Raw genomic sequence first — 13,687 nt, 5'->3', positions numbered from 1 at the left:
CTGCTTCTAGGCCATCGCGGTCCTCAGTCCCAGATGCGTAACGAAAGGGTCGAAATCACGGTCGCTGAAAAGCAGCGCATGGCCGTCGCGGATGCATCGGGTGGCGATCAGCGTATCGATCGTCTTGCGGACAGTGATGCCCAATGCGCGGAGGTGGCGGAAGTGCCGAGCAGCATCCATCGCCACCTCCGCTCCGCCGATGACGATCACATCCATGGTCAGGAGCAGGCGGCGAACGCGGTCGAACTCCCGGTCAGCACTGATGCCCTGTAATATTTCAGCGAGAATGAGATCGCCGACCAGCAAGGGTTCCCGTCCCAACAGACTGTCGAGACGGTCGGCCTGGGGCGTCGCGATACCGCGAAAATAGTCGATCCAGACGCTGCTATCGACGAGGATCATCCGTCGCAGCGCTGGACGTCAAGATCACCGTCCCATTCGATCGCGCCGCGCAGCGAACGCAATTCCGCTTGTTCGCTCAAGCGCAGCAGGGTGCGCAGCCCCTGTTCCACTGCCTCTTTCTTGGTCTTGATGCCGGTCGCGCGCATGGCCCGCGCCATGAGTTCGTCGTCAATCACGATATTGGTGCGCATAATGTGTATCCGATTAGAGAATCATACACATATCATGTCGGTAGAGCGGGAACAAGCAAGGCCCTTCGACAGGCTCAGGGCGAACGGACCAGCGAACATATCATGTGGGCCGGTGACCCTTGCGCCATTTGGTCCAGAGGTGGCGCGCGAGCATCAGAGGGGGCATGCGGAGCCAGTGGGAGCGCAGGAAGAAGGCGAAGACAAGTAACTTGCGGGTTTCGCGGCCCCAGCCGTCGCGGGCGAGCAGGCGGGCGCGGAGGAGGTGGTCCCACAGGGTCAGGCGCGCGCCGTCGCCATAGAGGGCCAGCGCCAGGCGCCGCGCCTGCTGCACATGGGCGCGCAGGCCATGGTGGGCGGCGCGCTGGTCCAACAGGGTCGGATCGCATTCGGCTATCAGGCTATATATGTCCCACAGGTTGCGCAGCCCGCCCTGCAGATCACCATCAGCCAGCATATGCGCGGCGGCGTGACAGACGCGGTCTTCCGCCGAGAGCATATATAACCCGTCCGCTATCGGTTGGGCGTCAGCGATCAGCGCGGCGGCATCAGGCGTGGGTCGGGCGGTGAGCGGCAGGATGGTGTGATGGACGTCGATCATCCGGTCACGGGTGCGGTGGATCATCGGCGGGAGTTCATGCATCCACTGGCGATAATAGGCGTCGTCATAGGCGTCTTCCTTCACCCATTCCCAGCCTGCCCCGATCAGTGCTTGCTCGACAGCCGCCAGCCGGTTGCGCGGCACGAGGATGTCGAGATCGCCGATAAAGCGCCCCTGCCCTGCGCGCAGACCCGCCGCTGCATAAGCGGTGCCCTTGAGCAGGATGACCCGAACGTCGAGGGGACGCAGCGCCTGGACCGCGCGGTCGGCTTCCCACAAGGCCTGGCGCGCTTCGCGGGCGGCGTCCGTGCGGGCGTCGGCGAGCATCGGTTGCACCGCGGGCGGCACGGCGATGCCGGCAAGGCGAAAGGCCAGCGTGCCGATCAGCCGTTCGGCGCGGGCTGCTGCGATCAAGCCGTTCCAGCCCGTCGCATCGAGTGTGGTGACGGACGCGGGGTCGCGCAACACCCGCACCAGCAGCGCGGCGCTCATGCCCGCTCCTCCCACAACCGTTCGACCATGGCGATGGCATCGTCTCCGGTCGGAAAGTCGATGGCGCGGGCAGGAACGTCGCGGACGAAGCGGGTCAGGGCGGTGAAGGCGGGTTCGCCGAGCGCGACATAGTTGGTCGAGGCCTGAGTCAGGCGCATGAAGATTTCGCCCTGCCCGACCGGGCGGATGTCCGGCGCATGGCCGAAGCGAGGGAAGAGCAGCAGGGCGGGCATCGCCCCCTCCCCCATGCGCGCCACGGCATCGGCGCGGGGGACCATGTGGCGGATGTCGCCCTTGGCGGTGGCGGCGAGTAGTGGACCCATGCGGGCTTGCCCGACCGTATCGGTGACGACCTCGATCGCGCGGTTCTTGAGGCTGACAAGGCGGGGAAATGGCAGGATCGCGCCACTGTCGAGATCAAGCAGGGCAAATTCGTCGCCCATGAAGCGCCAGCCGCGCTCGCCCAGCAACGCCGCCAGGGTGGATTTGCCGGACCCCGACTCGCCGGTCATCACCAGCACGCGGCCGTCCTTTTCGACGCTCGATGCATGGAGCAACAAATGCCGTCGCCAGCCGAGCGCCATCTGGAGATTCATGCCCATCTCCGCCGCCAGCAAGCCGTGCGAGAGACTCATCGGCGCGGCATCGGCAAGGCCATGGTCGCCGGTGATGAAGATGGAAGGGCGGACCCAGCGGCGCACCATGCTGGTCGGCTGGAGCCGGACGGTGAAGTCGGCGATTTGTTCCGTCACATCGGGATAGGCGGCGTAGAGGTGTTGCAACTGCGCAATCGGCTGGGGCCAGGCCGCGCCGATGCGGAAAGTGGCGGGGCCGATGCGCAGGGTCAGCGCATGGTTCATGCCGGACGCACCAGGCCAAGCGCGGCCAGCGCATAGAGATGGGTAGCGATTTCAGCGAGCGCTTCGTCGGCGGGGCCGAGGTCGAAGTCCTGCGCTAGTCGGTCATGCAACGACTGCGCGGTGACGGGGGTGCCGTCGGCCATGCGGTCGAGCAGTTCGGGCACGGGGCTGATGACCATATGGGTCTGGCCCGACCGGCGATGATAGAGCAGCGTCATATCTTCGAGCGCGCAACTGAGCAGCGCGTCGGCCGGATCGCGTCGATAGGATAGGCTGTTGTCCATAGTCCGGCACCCTGCTGCGTCGCCTCCCTCTAGCGCGGAAGCGTAGCCAAGTACCTAACGTATCAGCGCAAGGCTGGCGATGGCAGGGCGTGGGTTTCGGGGCGATCGGCGAGGGCCGCGAAGGCGCGCCAATAGCCGTCGAGCGCACGATCGACATGATGGTCGCGCACGGCGGCGGCGAGCGTTGCGGGGTCGGCGGGCTGACGCAGCGCGCGTTCGATGGCGCGAGCGAAGGCGGCGGGATCGCTGGTTGGCACCGGGGGATGCTGGGCGGCGGCGGCGAGGACCGGGTGGATGTTGGGCGTGCTGTCGGTCGCGACCACGCCCGCACCGCAAGCCAGGGCTTCGATCAGGGTCGCGCATAGGCCTTCCCAACGGGAGGGCTGGAGCAGCAGGTCGGCTTGGCCCATCAGGGTAGCGAGTTCATGTGGGTCGCTGACGAAGCCGGTAAAATGCACGCGGTCGGCGACGCCGAGCGCAACGCATTGCTTCTGGAGTTCTGCGCGCAGCGGCCCCTGGCCAGCGATCGTCAGCTTCCAGTCGAGATGGGGCAGCATCGCCAGCGCTTCGAGCGCCGTGGCTTGATCCTTTTGCGCGGTCAGGCGGCCTACCATCAGCAAACGCACCGGCGCGGCGGGGTCGCGGGGCAAGCGGGCGGCGCGGGCCTGATCCATCATGGGGGTGACGGTCGGACGGGGCAGCAGGCGCACGGGGCCGCTGTCCGCCAGCAGGGCGCGATCATGCTGACCCATCACGATGGTCAGGGCACTGAGGCGCGCGATGGTACGGAAGCGGAAAAGCCGAGCCTGGGCGGCTACGCCGTGGCTGCCGGGGCGCTGGATCGGGTTGGAAATGCGCGCGACCGCCTGCGTCGCGGTGCCCAGCGCAGCGAGCGCGACGAGCATATTGCTCTGGTTGCCCGCCGAATAGAGGATGTCGGGGCGATGCCGCCGGACCAGCCGGGCGAGCGCAGGCCATTGCGCGATCATCGCCAATCGGCGGTTGCCGCCGGACGCGGGAAGGCGGCGGACGGTCAGTGCCGGATCGATCAGATGCGCCGTCGGTCCATCGGTGCGCGCCATCCACAATTCGACGCGCCCGCCACGACGAAGGAGGTGATTGGCCAGCAGGATCGCGACCCGATCAAGCCCGCCATCGCCGGGCTCGTAGAGATAGACTGCGACCGACAGGGCATGCGCCGGGGACTGGCGGAAGTGGAACATGGGGCTGCCCTTGCGTTGGATCGAACCTTCGCAGGTTCGACGTCCTCAACGCGGGAAAGCCGTATTCGTCCTGATCGTTATAGCTAGGGTAGTCGCGGAAAAGCGGCGCTTCAGCGCGGCATTTGCAGCGAGGCGTAGCAGGTGAAGCCGCTCTGCCCCGATTGGAGGCGGCGGATATAATTGAGATAGGCCTGGTTCTGCTGATAGCTGGTGCCGGGCAGCGGACGACCTCGCAGGGCTTGCTTCACCTGCTCGCCGGTAAAGCTGCGCCCGGTGCCGGGAAACGCGCCGGGGGTGCCCGCAGGCACCACATGCCCGTTGGGCGCGATGAAATTGCCCGCGCGGCCATTGTCGGGAACGGGGATGGTGCAGTTGAGGACCGAGGCGGCGGTGTTGGCGAGCGCGGGGCGGATCGAGACGATGGCGGACGCCGCCATGGCCCCGCCCATCAACAATTGGCGACGCGAGGCGACGGCCGGTTCGGCGGCGGTTTCGTCCATCTGGGGACCGTCCTGATCGGGCATCTGCTCGCTCATATCGTCCTGTTCCGCATCTCGCGCTTGCCAAAGCGTAATGATTGCACGCTATTGGGCTTAGGTCTTCGCAGTGTTTGCGCGACAAATCCAGTGCGGTAACCATGAATCGACTCAGCATTTCCCAAATCACCGCGTCGCTGGCCGTGCTTATGCTGGGCACGGGCGGCGCCTTGTTGCTTGGCGCTTCGCCCGTCGGCATTGCCCTGCCGATTCTGGCGGGGCTGGTCGTGTTGCTGATCGCGGCGCACGGTCACGACCCGGAGCCGGACCAGCCCGCGCCGCCGCCCGAACAGCCCGACCTGATCGACCATCCCGATTTTCCGACCTTGCTGGAAGGGATTTCCGATCCGCTGATGCTGGTGGAAAAGGGCAAGATCGTGCGCGCCAATCGCGCGGCGCAACGCTTGCTGGGCGCGCACATAGAGGGGGATGATGCGCGGATCGCCATTCGTCATCCCGCCGCCGCCGAACGGCTGGCCAGCACCGCGCCGCTGGCCGATCCCTTCATGATCGAACTGGTGGGCCTGGGCAGTCGCGAGCAGCGCTGGCAGATGCGCGTGGCACCGGTGGGCGCGGTGACGTCGATGCGGCGGCTGGTGCATCTGGTCGACCATAGCGGCACCCATGCGGCGGAGCGGATGCGCGTCGATTTCGTCGCCAATGCCAGCCACGAACTGCGCACGCCGCTGGCGGGGATATTGGGCTTCATCGAGACGCTGGCCGACCCGGAACTGGGCAAGGACCATGAGACGCGGCAGCGTTTCCTCAAGATCATGGACGGCGAAGCGCGTCGGATGCAGCGGTTGATCGATGACCTCATCTCGCTCTCGCGCATCGAGGCGGAAAAATATCGCGCGCCAGATGGTGCTGTCGACCTGTCCGAACTGGTTGCCGAAGTGGTCGGCATATTCCGCTCCAGCCATGGGCCGCGCGGTCGCGATGTGGAGATGGAGATCGCCCATTCGCTGCCCCCCGTGCTGGGCGACCGCGCGCAATTGTCGCAGCTGGTACATAATCTGATCGGCAATTCGGTGAAATATGGTCGGCCCGACACACCGATCCGCGTCACGCTGACCGAGGGACCGAGCGGCATGACGCGGCTGGCCGTCGCCGACGAGGGCGAAGGCATAGGCCCCGATCACCTGCCGCGATTGACCGAGCGTTTCTATCGCGTCGATTCAGGCCGCAGCCGTGCGATGGGCGGCACGGGGCTTGGCCTCGCCATTGTCAAACATATTATCGAGCGGCATCGCGGTCGGCTGGATATTGCCAGCACGTTGGGCAAGGGCACGACGATCACCATATTGCTGCCGCCAGCGGCCGATGAAGGGGTGCCAAAGGCCGATGAACGAAGGCGGCCATCGGCGCTTTCGGGCACGGTGTCATGAAACTGCAACCTGACTGTCACAAAGGCGCGATGGTCCGCAGCTAGACGCTTGCTCCATGGGGGGCGGCGACATGCGAATCGCGGCCTTAGTTGATGGAGGTTTTCCGTGAAGAGATTCGCCTTGCTCGCCGCCACGGCGCTGAGCGTCCTTAGCCTGTCCGCTTGCGGCGATCAGGGCGGCGCTGGCGCGACCCGCGATCAGATCCGCGCGGTCGGTTCCTCCACCGTCTATCCCTTCGCCACGGCCGCATCCGAACTGTTCGTGCAGACCAATGCCGGCATGAAGTCGCCGATCATCGAATCAACCGGCACCGGCGGCGGCATGAAGCTGTTTTGCAGCGGCGTCGGCGCGCAATATCCCGACATCGCCAACGCGTCGCGGCGGATGAAGAAGGCCGAGTTCGACCTGTGCCAAGGCAATGGCGTCAAGGACATCATCGAAGTGCAGATCGGCGTCGATGGTCTGGCCTTTGCCGAAGCGAAGAATGGCCCTGGCTACAAGCTGACCCCCAAGATCGTCTATGAAGCGCTGGCCGCCAATCCTTATGGCAAGGGTCCGAACAAGACGCAGACCTGGAAGGATGTGGACCCCAGCCTGCCCGCCATCGCGATTTCGGTGTTCGGCCCGCCATCGACCAGCGGCACGCGCGATTCGCTCGCCGAGCTGATCCTGGAAAAAGGATGCCAGAGCGATCCGGCAATGGAAGCGCTCAAGGAAAAGAGCGAGGACGAATATAAGGCGACCTGCACACGCGTTCGCGAGGATGGCAAATATGTCGATTCGGGCGAAAACGACAATCTGATCGTGCAGAAGCTGGGTGCGAATCCCAATGCGGTCGGCGTGTTCGGTTTCAGCTTCCTCGAAGAAAATCGCGCCACGCTGAAGGATATTCCGATCGACGGGATCGAAGCCTCCTACGAGACGGTGTCGTCGGGCCAATATCCTGGCGCGCGCCCGCTCTACATCTATGTGAAGAAGGCGCATATGTCCGCCATTCCGGGCCTTCAGGGCTTCCTGAACAGCTTTGCGACCAATTGGGCGCCGGGCGGCGCACTCACCAAGCGCGGCATGGTTGCTGCGCCGGAGGATGTCCGCAAGGCGAACGAGCAAACCGTCAAGGCGCTGACCGTGCTTGACGGCGCGCAGCTGAAATAAGCGAGACCCCATGACCGGACCCGCAATCCTCCTGCTGCTGGCAGGCCTGGGCGCGATCGCCTGGGTCAGTGCCCGCGCCCGCGCCATGCGTTTGCAGGCGGTGGCGCGGACAACCGGGCGGCGTGACGCCGTCCACAGCCTACCGGGCTATCATGGCTGGTATGTGGCGCTGTGGACGCTGCTGCCCGCTGCCCTTTTCCTGGTCGTCTGGGCCAATGTGGCACCCAGTCTGGTGACGCAGGCCGTGCTGGCCGATCCGGCCGCGCAGGCTCTGCCGCTCGACGACTTCTCTCGTTCCGCCATATTGGGTGAAGCACGGGCAATCGCGACAGGGATGCAGGCGGGTGCCTTCAACCCCGCCTCGCAAGCGCTCGTCGAGCCATATACGCGAGCGCTCGACAAGTTCGGGCTGGCGGGCGCGATATTGGCGCTGGTGCTGGCTTTCGCCGGGGGCGCCTATGCCTTTACCCGCATCCGTCCCGATTTCCGGGCGCGCACGCGGGTCGAGCGGCTTGTGATGGCCCTGCTGCTGGTGGCATCGCTGCTGGCGATCGTGACCACCGTGGGCATCGTTGCCTCGCTCTTATGGGAAAGTTTCCGCTTCTTCTCGATGGTCAACCCGATCGACTTCCTGTTCGGGACCAAGTGGAGCCCGCAATCGGCCGCGATGGGCTATGGCAATGAGGATGCGTTCGGCGCGATCCCGCTCTTCTGGGGCACCATCTTCATCGGTGCAATCATCGCGATGATCGTCGCCATTCCGCTGGGCCTGATGAGCGCGGTCTATCTGACCCAATATGCCAGTCCCACGGTGCGCCGCTGGATGAAGCCGACGCTGGAGATGCTCGCGGGCGTGCCCACGGTCGTCTATGGCTATTTCGCGGCGCTCACCATTGCGCCTGCGCTGCGCGACTTTGCAGTGATGATCGGCATTTCCGGTGCATCGTCGGAAAGCGCGCTGGCGGCCGGCCTCGTCATGGGCGTGATGATCATTCCCTTCGTCTCCTCCATGGCCGATGACAGCATCGCGGCCGTGCCGCAGTCGATGCGCGACGGCAGCCTGGCGATGGGCGCGACCACCAGCGAGACGATCAAGCGCGTCCTCATCCCCGCCGCCCTGCCCGGTGTCGTCGGCGGCGTATTGCTCGCCGTCAGCCGTGCGATCGGCGAGACGATGATCGTGGTGATGGCCGCAGGGCTTGCCGCCAACCTGACGCTCAATCCTTTCTCCAGCGTGACGACGGTGACGACGCAGATCGTCCAGTTGCTGACCGGCGACCAGGAGTTCGACAGCGCCAAGACGCTGGCGGCCTTCGCGCTGGGGCTGGTGCTGTTCATCATCACCCTGTTGCTCAACATCGTGGCCCTGCGGGTCGTGAAGAAATATCGCGAGGCTTACGAATGACCGTCGAACGTCTGCCCACCGACTGGAAGTCGGAGGCGATGCGCAAGCGGATTGCGGGGCGCTATGCCAAGGAACGCCGCTTTCGGCTGATCGGCCTGGGCGCTGTGGTGCTGTCCGCCGCCTTCCTCGCCTTCCTGCTGTTCACCATGATGGGCAATGGCCTGCGCGGCTTTACCCGGACGGAGATTGCGCTGACGGTCGATTTCCCGGCCTCACCGCTGTTGCTCGATCCCGCCGCGATCACGGACGAATCGCTCAATCAGGCGAACCTGCCGATGGTGACCAGCGCGGTCGCCAAGCAAGCATTGGGGCCGGACGCCGACTCGCTCCTGTCATCGACGGCGTGGATCACCATCCGCGACGCGATCAAGGCCGATCCCTCGATCCTTAGCCGGACCGAGACGATCGCCCTGCCCGCTTCGACCGGCATCGACCTGGCGGCCAAGAGCGAAGGGCCGCCCGAAGCCGAGGCCGCCGTCGCGCGGCTGGAAAAGGCGGGCGTGCTGACGACCGGTTTCAACTGGAATTTCCTGTCGGCCAGTGACGGCACCGATCCAGCGCAGGTCGGCATCTGGGGCGCGTTCAAGGGCACGTTGCTGACGATGCTGGTGACGCTGTTGCTCAGTTTCCCGGTGGGCGTGGCGACCGCGCTCTATCTGGAGGAATATGCGCCCAAGGCATGGTGGACAGACATCATCGAAGTGTCGATCAACAACCTCGCTGCGGTGCCGTCGATCATCTTCGGTCTGCTGGGCCTGTCGATCTTCCTCAACCTGCTGCACTTGCCACGATCGGCGGCGCTGGTCGGCGGCATGACGCTGGCGCTGATGACGATGCCGGTCATCGTCATCGCCGGGCGTAACGCGATCAAGTCGGTGCCGCCCAGCATCCGCGACGCGGCACTCGGCATCGGGGCCAGTCCCGTACAGGTGGTGTTCCAGCATGTGCTGCCGCTCGCCCTGCCCGGTATCCTGACCGGCACGATCATCGGCATGGCGCGAGCGCTGGGCGAGACGGCACCGCTGCTGATGATCGGCATGCGCGCCTTCATCGCCACCCCCCCCGGCGGGATCAGCGATCCGGCGACCGTCCTGCCGGTCCAGATCTTCCTATGGTCGGACGAAGTATCCAAGGGCTTTGTCGAAAAGACATCGGCCGCGATCATCGTGCTGCTGGCCTTCCTCCTCGCGATGAACGGCCTCGCCATCTATCTGCGCAACAAGTTTGAAACACGGTGGTAACTGCACCCATGACCCAAGACCAAATCAACCTGGCGATCGCCAATCCGAAAATGTCGGCCCGCGACGTCAACGTCTTCTATGGCGAGAAGCAGGCGATCAAGCGCGTGTCGATCGACGTCGACATGGACAATGTCACTGCCTTCATCGGCCCGTCGGGCTGCGGCAAGTCGACGTTCCTCCGCACTTTGAACCGCATGAACGACACGGTCGCGTCGGCACGGGTCGAAGGCGAGATCACGCTGGATGGCGAGGACATCTATGCCTCCTCCATGGACGTGGTGCAGTTGCGCGCGCGGGTGGGGATGGTGTTCCAGAAGCCCAACCCCTTCCCCAAGTCGATCTACGAGAATATCGCCTATGGGCCGCGCATCCATGGCCTGGCCGCATCGAAGGCGGACATGGACGTGGTGGTCGAAAAGTCGCTCCGTCGCGCTGGCCTGTGGGAAGAGGTGAAGGATCGGCTGCACGACAGCGGCACGGCATTGTCTGGCGGGCAGCAGCAGCGGCTGTGCATCGGCCGCGCGATCGCGGTCGAGCCCGAAGTCATCCTGATGGACGAGCCATGCTCGGCGCTTGATCCGATCGCGACAGCCAAAATCGAGGAACTGATCCACGAGCTGCGCGGCCGCTACGCGATCGTCATCGTCACCCATAATATGCAGCAGGCCGCGCGCGTGTCGCAGCGGACCGCCTTCTTCCATCTGGGCGAACTGGTCGAATATGGGGTGACGTCGGACATCTTCACCAATCCGCGCCAGGAGCGGACCAAGGACTATATCACCGGTCGTTACGGCTGATCGGGCGGAGAGAGACAAGACATGGCTGAACATACGATCAAGGCATTTGACGACGAAATCGACCGGCTGCGCGGGTTGATCGCCGAAATGGGCGGTCGCGCGGAAGCGGCGATCGAAAATGCGATGCTGGCGCTGCAACGGCAGGATCTGGCGCTGGCGGCCGAGGTCGTCCAGGGCGACAAGCGGATCGACGCGATCGAAGCGGAGGTCGAGAAGCTGGTGATCGAGGTCATCGCGCTGCGCGCACCGATGGCCAACGACCTGCGCGACGTGATCGCCGCGCTCAAGATCGTCAGCGTGATCGAGCGGATCGGCGACTATGCCAAGAATATCGCCAAGCGGGTGCCGCTGATCGCCACCAACAGGCAGTTGCTCGAACCCATGTCGCTGCTGCCCGCCATGGGGCAGGTCGCGGCCGAAATGGTGCATGACGTGCTGAACGCCTATGCCGCGCGTGACCCTGACCTCGCGCAGGCGGTGGTGGAGCGCGATGCGGTGGTGGATGATTTCTACAATAGCGTGTTCCGTACGCTGGTAACCTTCATGGTCGAAAATCCCAAGACGATCAGCGAATGCGCGCATTTGCTGTTCGTCGCCAAGCATATCGAGCGGATCGGCGACCATGCCACCAATGTCGCCGAGATGGTCTATTATGCCGCGACCGGCCAGACCATGCCGGAGCGGGAACGCGGCGGCACCGACGTACAGGCGGAGATCTGACCATGGCACGGGCCAAGATGCTGCTGGTGGAGGATGACGCGGCTTTGGCCGAATTGCTCATCTGGCACTTTAAGCGCGAGGATTTCGACGTCGCCCATACGGTCGATGGCGAGGAAGCGCTGTTGATGGCGCAGGAAAATGTGCCTGACATCGTACTGCTCGACTGGATGGTCGAAAGCCTGTCAGGCATCGAGGTGTGCCGTCGGCTGCGGCGGATGACCGGCACGGCGAATGTGCCGATCATCATGCTGACCGCCCGCGGCGAAGAAGAGGATCGCGTTCGTGGCCTGGAAACCGGCGCGGACGATTATGTGACCAAACCCTTTTCGCCCCGCGAGCTGGTGGCGCGCGTCGGCGCGGTGCTACGCCGGGTGCGCCCGGCGCTGGCTGGCGAGACGCTGACCTTCGCCGATGTCGAGATGGACACGGTGGGGCATAAGGTGCGGCGTGGCGGGCAAGTGATCCCATTGGGGCCGACCGAGTTCCGGCTGCTCAAGCATTTTCTGGAGCATCCGGGCTGGGTCTTCTCGCGCGAGCGGCTACTCGACAGCGTGTGGGGGCAGGATAGCGATATCGAGCTGCGCACGGTCGATGTGCATATCCGCCGTCTGCGCAAGGCGATCAATGCCGATGGTGTCTATACCGACATCATCCGCACGGTACGGTCGGCGGGCTATGCGCTGGATACCGACGGGGTAGCGTGACAGGATGGGAAGCCCCGGTCGGCATGACCGGGGCTTCCCTTATACCGGATCAGGCGGCGCGGCGCGCCTTGGTCAGCTTCTTGAGCAGCATGTCACGCTTCATGCGCGAAAGATGGTCGATAAACAGCACGCCCTCCAGATGGTCCATCTCATGCTGGAGGCAGGTGGCGAGCAGGCCTTCGAGCTGCTCCTCATGGATGCGGCCATCGCGGTCCATCCAGCTGGCGCGGATCGTCGCGGGACGCTCGACCTCGGCATATTGCTCCGGGACCGACAGGCAGCCTTCATTATAGACCGACATATCCTGCGATTCGCGCAGGATTTCCGGGTTGATGAAGACCATCGGCCGTTTGACCGGGGGCGCGCCTTCCTCGTCGGATTCGGGTTCCTGCAGGTCCATGACCAGTACCCGCTTGGGCACACCGACCTGGATCGCGGCAAGCCCGATGCCCGGCGCGTCGTACATCGTTTCGAACATATCGTCGATCAGCCGTTGCAGATCGTCGTCGATCGCCTCGACCGGGGTCGAAATGGTACGCAGGCGCGGATCGGGCGCCTCAAGGATAGGAAGAATGGCCATGGCGACAAAATAGCGGAATGGCGCGGAATTTCAAGCCGCCCGCCGAGTCGCCTCTGCTTATTCGCCCAGCCATGCGTCGATCGCGGGCTTGAGCGCGGTGGAGATCAGTTCGACCAGCAGCGCGCCATCAGGCGAGGCGAGATAGGCGATGAGGCCATAGCCATCGGCAGGCGCAGCATTGGCGGCACGGACCGTCCAGCCGAGATCGACCAGCCGTGCGGTATCGGCCGGAAGGTCATCAACCCAGACACCGATATGGCGGGCCGTTTCGGCACTGGCGGGGTGGTAGAAAGGCCCCTGCCCCTGCACCAGTTCGATGTGGATCGGGCCACCCAGCGAATAGGTGGCACGCACGCGAAGGTCGCGCAGGCCGTCTTCGGGCGTCCAGAAAGGCAGTGGATCGAAATCGCGCACGGGTGCGAAGGTCAGGCCAAGCGCCGCGCCATAGTCCGCGACGGCGCGGTCGATATCGGCAACGGCAATGCCCTTGTGATGGGTGCGGGTCAGGTCGATCATCGGGGCATCCCTCCTGTGGTTCTTGGAATCGGTCTAGCGGAAGGTGGACAGCAGGTCAGCTAGCGGCTTTCGCAGGGGGGACGGACAGGAAGGCAGACCCTCACCCAACCCTCTCCCGTGAAGAACGGGAGAGGGCTAAAGGCAAGGCGCCCAACAACCTTCAATTGCCTTCCGCATCGACGGTGAACACCATGGGTTTGCCGCGCGAGGTGGGTTCCCAGCCGGCTTCCAGCGCGGCGCGGATGCCGCGGGCGATGATGGCATCGTTGATCTGCAGGCGGCCGCGTTGCAGGCCTTTCAGCAAGCGCTTGGGCGGCGGAAATTCGAGGAGCGCACCGCGTTGCGTGTCTTTCTGCTGCAAGGCGATGGCCATGCCTTTCCACCCGTCAATGTCGCTCCATTGGGGTTCGCGGCGGAGTTCCCATTCATAGGATTCGCCATCGACGTCGATGATACCGGCAAGGTTTTGCATGTTTTGCATGGCACCGCGCATAGCAGGACTGGCGGGATAGGCCAGCTATTGCAGCGACAGTGTTTCCGACTGGGCTTGATGGTCGTTCGCCATCGACAGGCTGAGGCTAATAGATCCCGGATC

At 64.6% G+C, this 13,687-nt stretch carries 17 protein-coding genes; 7 read left to right on the top strand and 10 right to left on the bottom strand.

Going from position 1 to position 13,687, the window contains the following annotated elements; translation table 11 throughout:
• Positions 1–6 precede the first annotated feature (6 nt).
• From vapC to BSY17_RS14925, 7 genes are all read right to left on the bottom strand, one after another.
• Entirely contained in the window at positions 7–402 is a 396-nt protein-coding gene (gene vapC / locus BSY17_RS14955; protein WP_069066079.1) for a type II toxin-antitoxin system VapC family toxin, read from the bottom strand.
• A complete protein-coding gene (locus tag BSY17_RS14950) occupies positions 399–593 on the bottom strand; it encodes a type II toxin-antitoxin system VapB family antitoxin (protein ID WP_069066078.1) in 195 nt (64 codons plus the stop codon). Before BSY17_RS14950 ends, vapC begins: the two co-directional genes overlap by 4 nt.
• 100 nt (positions 594–693) lie before the next feature.
• Positions 694–1,683, bottom strand: a complete 990-nt coding sequence (locus BSY17_RS14945) for a nucleotidyltransferase domain-containing protein (protein ID WP_069066077.1) — start codon at positions 1,681–1,683, stop codon at positions 694–696.
• Positions 1,680–2,543, bottom strand: a complete 864-nt coding sequence (locus BSY17_RS14940) for an HprK-related kinase A (protein WP_069066076.1) — start codon at positions 2,541–2,543, stop codon at positions 1,680–1,682. The genes BSY17_RS14945 and BSY17_RS14940 overlap by 4 nt, the downstream gene beginning before the upstream one ends.
• The gene (locus tag BSY17_RS14935; RefSeq protein WP_037473174.1) at positions 2,540–2,827 is read right to left on the bottom strand and encodes an HPr-rel-A system PqqD family peptide chaperone; all 288 of its coding nucleotides are present in this window, start codon (positions 2,825–2,827) and stop codon (positions 2,540–2,542) included. Before BSY17_RS14935 ends, BSY17_RS14940 begins: the two co-directional genes overlap by 4 nt.
• 62 nt (positions 2,828–2,889) lie before the next feature.
• A complete protein-coding gene (locus tag BSY17_RS14930) occupies positions 2,890–4,050 on the bottom strand; it encodes a glycosyltransferase (RefSeq protein ID WP_069066075.1) in 1,161 nt (386 codons plus the stop codon).
• A gap of 110 nt (positions 4,051–4,160) precedes the next feature.
• The gene (locus BSY17_RS14925) at positions 4,161–4,586 is read right to left on the bottom strand and encodes a hypothetical protein (RefSeq protein WP_069066074.1); all 426 of its coding nucleotides are present in this window, start codon (positions 4,584–4,586) and stop codon (positions 4,161–4,163) included.
• Between the two features lie 101 nt (positions 4,587–4,687).
• On the opposite strand from BSY17_RS14925, the gene BSY17_RS14920 reads away from it, so the two are divergent.
• The 7 genes from BSY17_RS14920 to phoB all read left to right on the top strand — a co-directional run bounded on the left by BSY17_RS14920 (position 4,688) and on the right by phoB (position 11,996).
• On the top strand, positions 4,688–5,974 hold the full coding sequence (locus BSY17_RS14920) for an ATP-binding protein (RefSeq protein ID WP_069066073.1): 1,287 nt from the start codon (positions 4,688–4,690) through the stop codon (positions 5,972–5,974).
• Positions 5,975–6,079: 105 nt separating this feature from the next.
• Positions 6,080–7,129, top strand: a complete 1,050-nt coding sequence (locus BSY17_RS14915) for a substrate-binding domain-containing protein (RefSeq protein ID WP_069066072.1) — start codon at positions 6,080–6,082, stop codon at positions 7,127–7,129.
• A gap of 10 nt (positions 7,130–7,139) precedes the next feature.
• Positions 7,140–8,534: a phosphate ABC transporter permease subunit PstC gene (gene pstC, locus BSY17_RS14910; RefSeq protein WP_069066071.1), complete on the top strand. Its 1,395-nt coding sequence runs from the start codon at positions 7,140–7,142 to the stop codon at positions 8,532–8,534.
• Positions 8,531–9,775, top strand: coding sequence for a phosphate ABC transporter permease PstA (gene pstA, locus BSY17_RS14905; protein ID WP_037477004.1), 1,245 nt, complete (start codon positions 8,531–8,533; stop codon positions 9,773–9,775). Before pstC ends, pstA begins: the two co-directional genes overlap by 4 nt.
• 8 nt (positions 9,776–9,783) lie before the next feature.
• Positions 9,784–10,572 (top strand): phosphate ABC transporter ATP-binding protein PstB, encoded by a 789-nt coding sequence (pstB, locus tag BSY17_RS14900; protein ID WP_037477006.1) that lies wholly within the window; start codon positions 9,784–9,786, stop codon positions 10,570–10,572.
• A gap of 21 nt (positions 10,573–10,593) precedes the next feature.
• Positions 10,594–11,292 (top strand): phosphate signaling complex protein PhoU, encoded by a 699-nt coding sequence (gene phoU, locus BSY17_RS14895; protein WP_037477008.1) that lies wholly within the window; start codon positions 10,594–10,596, stop codon positions 11,290–11,292.
• A gap of 2 nt (positions 11,293–11,294) precedes the next feature.
• Positions 11,295–11,996: a phosphate regulon transcriptional regulator PhoB gene (phoB, locus tag BSY17_RS14890; RefSeq protein WP_037477010.1), complete on the top strand. Its 702-nt coding sequence runs from the start codon at positions 11,295–11,297 to the stop codon at positions 11,994–11,996.
• Positions 11,997–12,045: 49 nt separating this feature from the next.
• On the opposite strand, the gene def is transcribed toward phoB, so the two are convergent.
• From def to BSY17_RS14875, 3 genes are all read right to left on the bottom strand, one after another.
• Complete coding sequence (gene def / locus BSY17_RS14885; protein WP_037477011.1) at positions 12,046–12,576, bottom strand: peptide deformylase; 531 nt, start codon at positions 12,574–12,576, stop codon at positions 12,046–12,048.
• A gap of 57 nt (positions 12,577–12,633) precedes the next feature.
• Complete coding sequence (locus BSY17_RS14880) at positions 12,634–13,092, bottom strand: VOC family protein (RefSeq protein WP_037477014.1); 459 nt, start codon at positions 13,090–13,092, stop codon at positions 12,634–12,636.
• Positions 13,093–13,252: 160 nt separating this feature from the next.
• The gene (locus BSY17_RS14875) at positions 13,253–13,564 is read right to left on the bottom strand and encodes a hypothetical protein (RefSeq protein ID WP_443019531.1); all 312 of its coding nucleotides are present in this window, start codon (positions 13,562–13,564) and stop codon (positions 13,253–13,255) included.
• Positions 13,565–13,687: the final 123 nt, after the last annotated feature.

Source organism: Sphingobium sp. RAC03 (assembly GCF_001713415.1).
Lineage (GTDB): Bacteria > Pseudomonadota > Alphaproteobacteria > Sphingomonadales > Sphingomonadaceae > Sphingobium.
Note: the sequence above shows the minus strand (reverse complement) of the source record. Positions and strands in the feature narration are given on the sequence as shown.

What these genes read in the sequence shown, in the direction of transcription:
- BSY17_RS14930 (WP_069066075.1), bottom strand. Translation starts at nt 4,050, where the DNA reads ATGTTCCACTTCCGCCAGTCCCCGGCGCATGCCCTGTCGGTCGCAGTC.
- BSY17_RS14935 (WP_037473174.1), bottom strand. Translation starts at nt 2,827, where the DNA reads ATGGACAACAGCCTATCCTATCGACGCGATCCGGCCGACGCGCTGCTC.
- pstB (WP_037477006.1), top strand. Translation starts at nt 9,784, where the DNA reads ATGACCCAAGACCAAATCAACCTGGCGATCGCCAATCCGAAAATGTCG.
- phoU (WP_037477008.1), top strand. Translation starts at nt 10,594, where the DNA reads ATGGCTGAACATACGATCAAGGCATTTGACGACGAAATCGACCGGCTG.
- phoB (WP_037477010.1), top strand. Translation starts at nt 11,295, where the DNA reads ATGGCACGGGCCAAGATGCTGCTGGTGGAGGATGACGCGGCTTTGGCC.
- BSY17_RS14950 (WP_069066078.1), bottom strand. Translation starts at nt 593, where the DNA reads ATGCGCACCAATATCGTGATTGACGACGAACTCATGGCGCGGGCCATG.
- BSY17_RS14945 (WP_069066077.1), bottom strand. Translation starts at nt 1,683, where the DNA reads ATGAGCGCCGCGCTGCTGGTGCGGGTGTTGCGCGACCCCGCGTCCGTC.
- BSY17_RS14880 (WP_037477014.1), bottom strand. Translation starts at nt 13,092, where the DNA reads ATGATCGACCTGACCCGCACCCATCACAAGGGCATTGCCGTTGCCGAT.
- BSY17_RS14875 (WP_443019531.1), bottom strand. Translation starts at nt 13,564, where the DNA reads ATGCAAAACCTTGCCGGTATCATCGACGTCGATGGCGAATCCTATGAA.
- BSY17_RS14940 (WP_069066076.1), bottom strand. Translation starts at nt 2,543, where the DNA reads ATGAACCATGCGCTGACCCTGCGCATCGGCCCCGCCACTTTCCGCATC.
- pstC (WP_069066071.1), top strand. Translation starts at nt 7,140, where the DNA reads ATGACCGGACCCGCAATCCTCCTGCTGCTGGCAGGCCTGGGCGCGATC.
- def (WP_037477011.1), bottom strand. Translation starts at nt 12,576, where the DNA reads ATGGCCATTCTTCCTATCCTTGAGGCGCCCGATCCGCGCCTGCGTACC.
- pstA (WP_037477004.1), top strand. Translation starts at nt 8,531, where the DNA reads ATGACCGTCGAACGTCTGCCCACCGACTGGAAGTCGGAGGCGATGCGC.
- BSY17_RS14925 (WP_069066074.1), bottom strand. Translation starts at nt 4,586, where the DNA reads ATGAGCGAGCAGATGCCCGATCAGGACGGTCCCCAGATGGACGAAACC.
- vapC (WP_069066079.1), bottom strand. Translation starts at nt 402, where the DNA reads ATGATCCTCGTCGATAGCAGCGTCTGGATCGACTATTTTCGCGGTATC.
- BSY17_RS14920 (WP_069066073.1), top strand. Translation starts at nt 4,688, where the DNA reads ATGAATCGACTCAGCATTTCCCAAATCACCGCGTCGCTGGCCGTGCTT.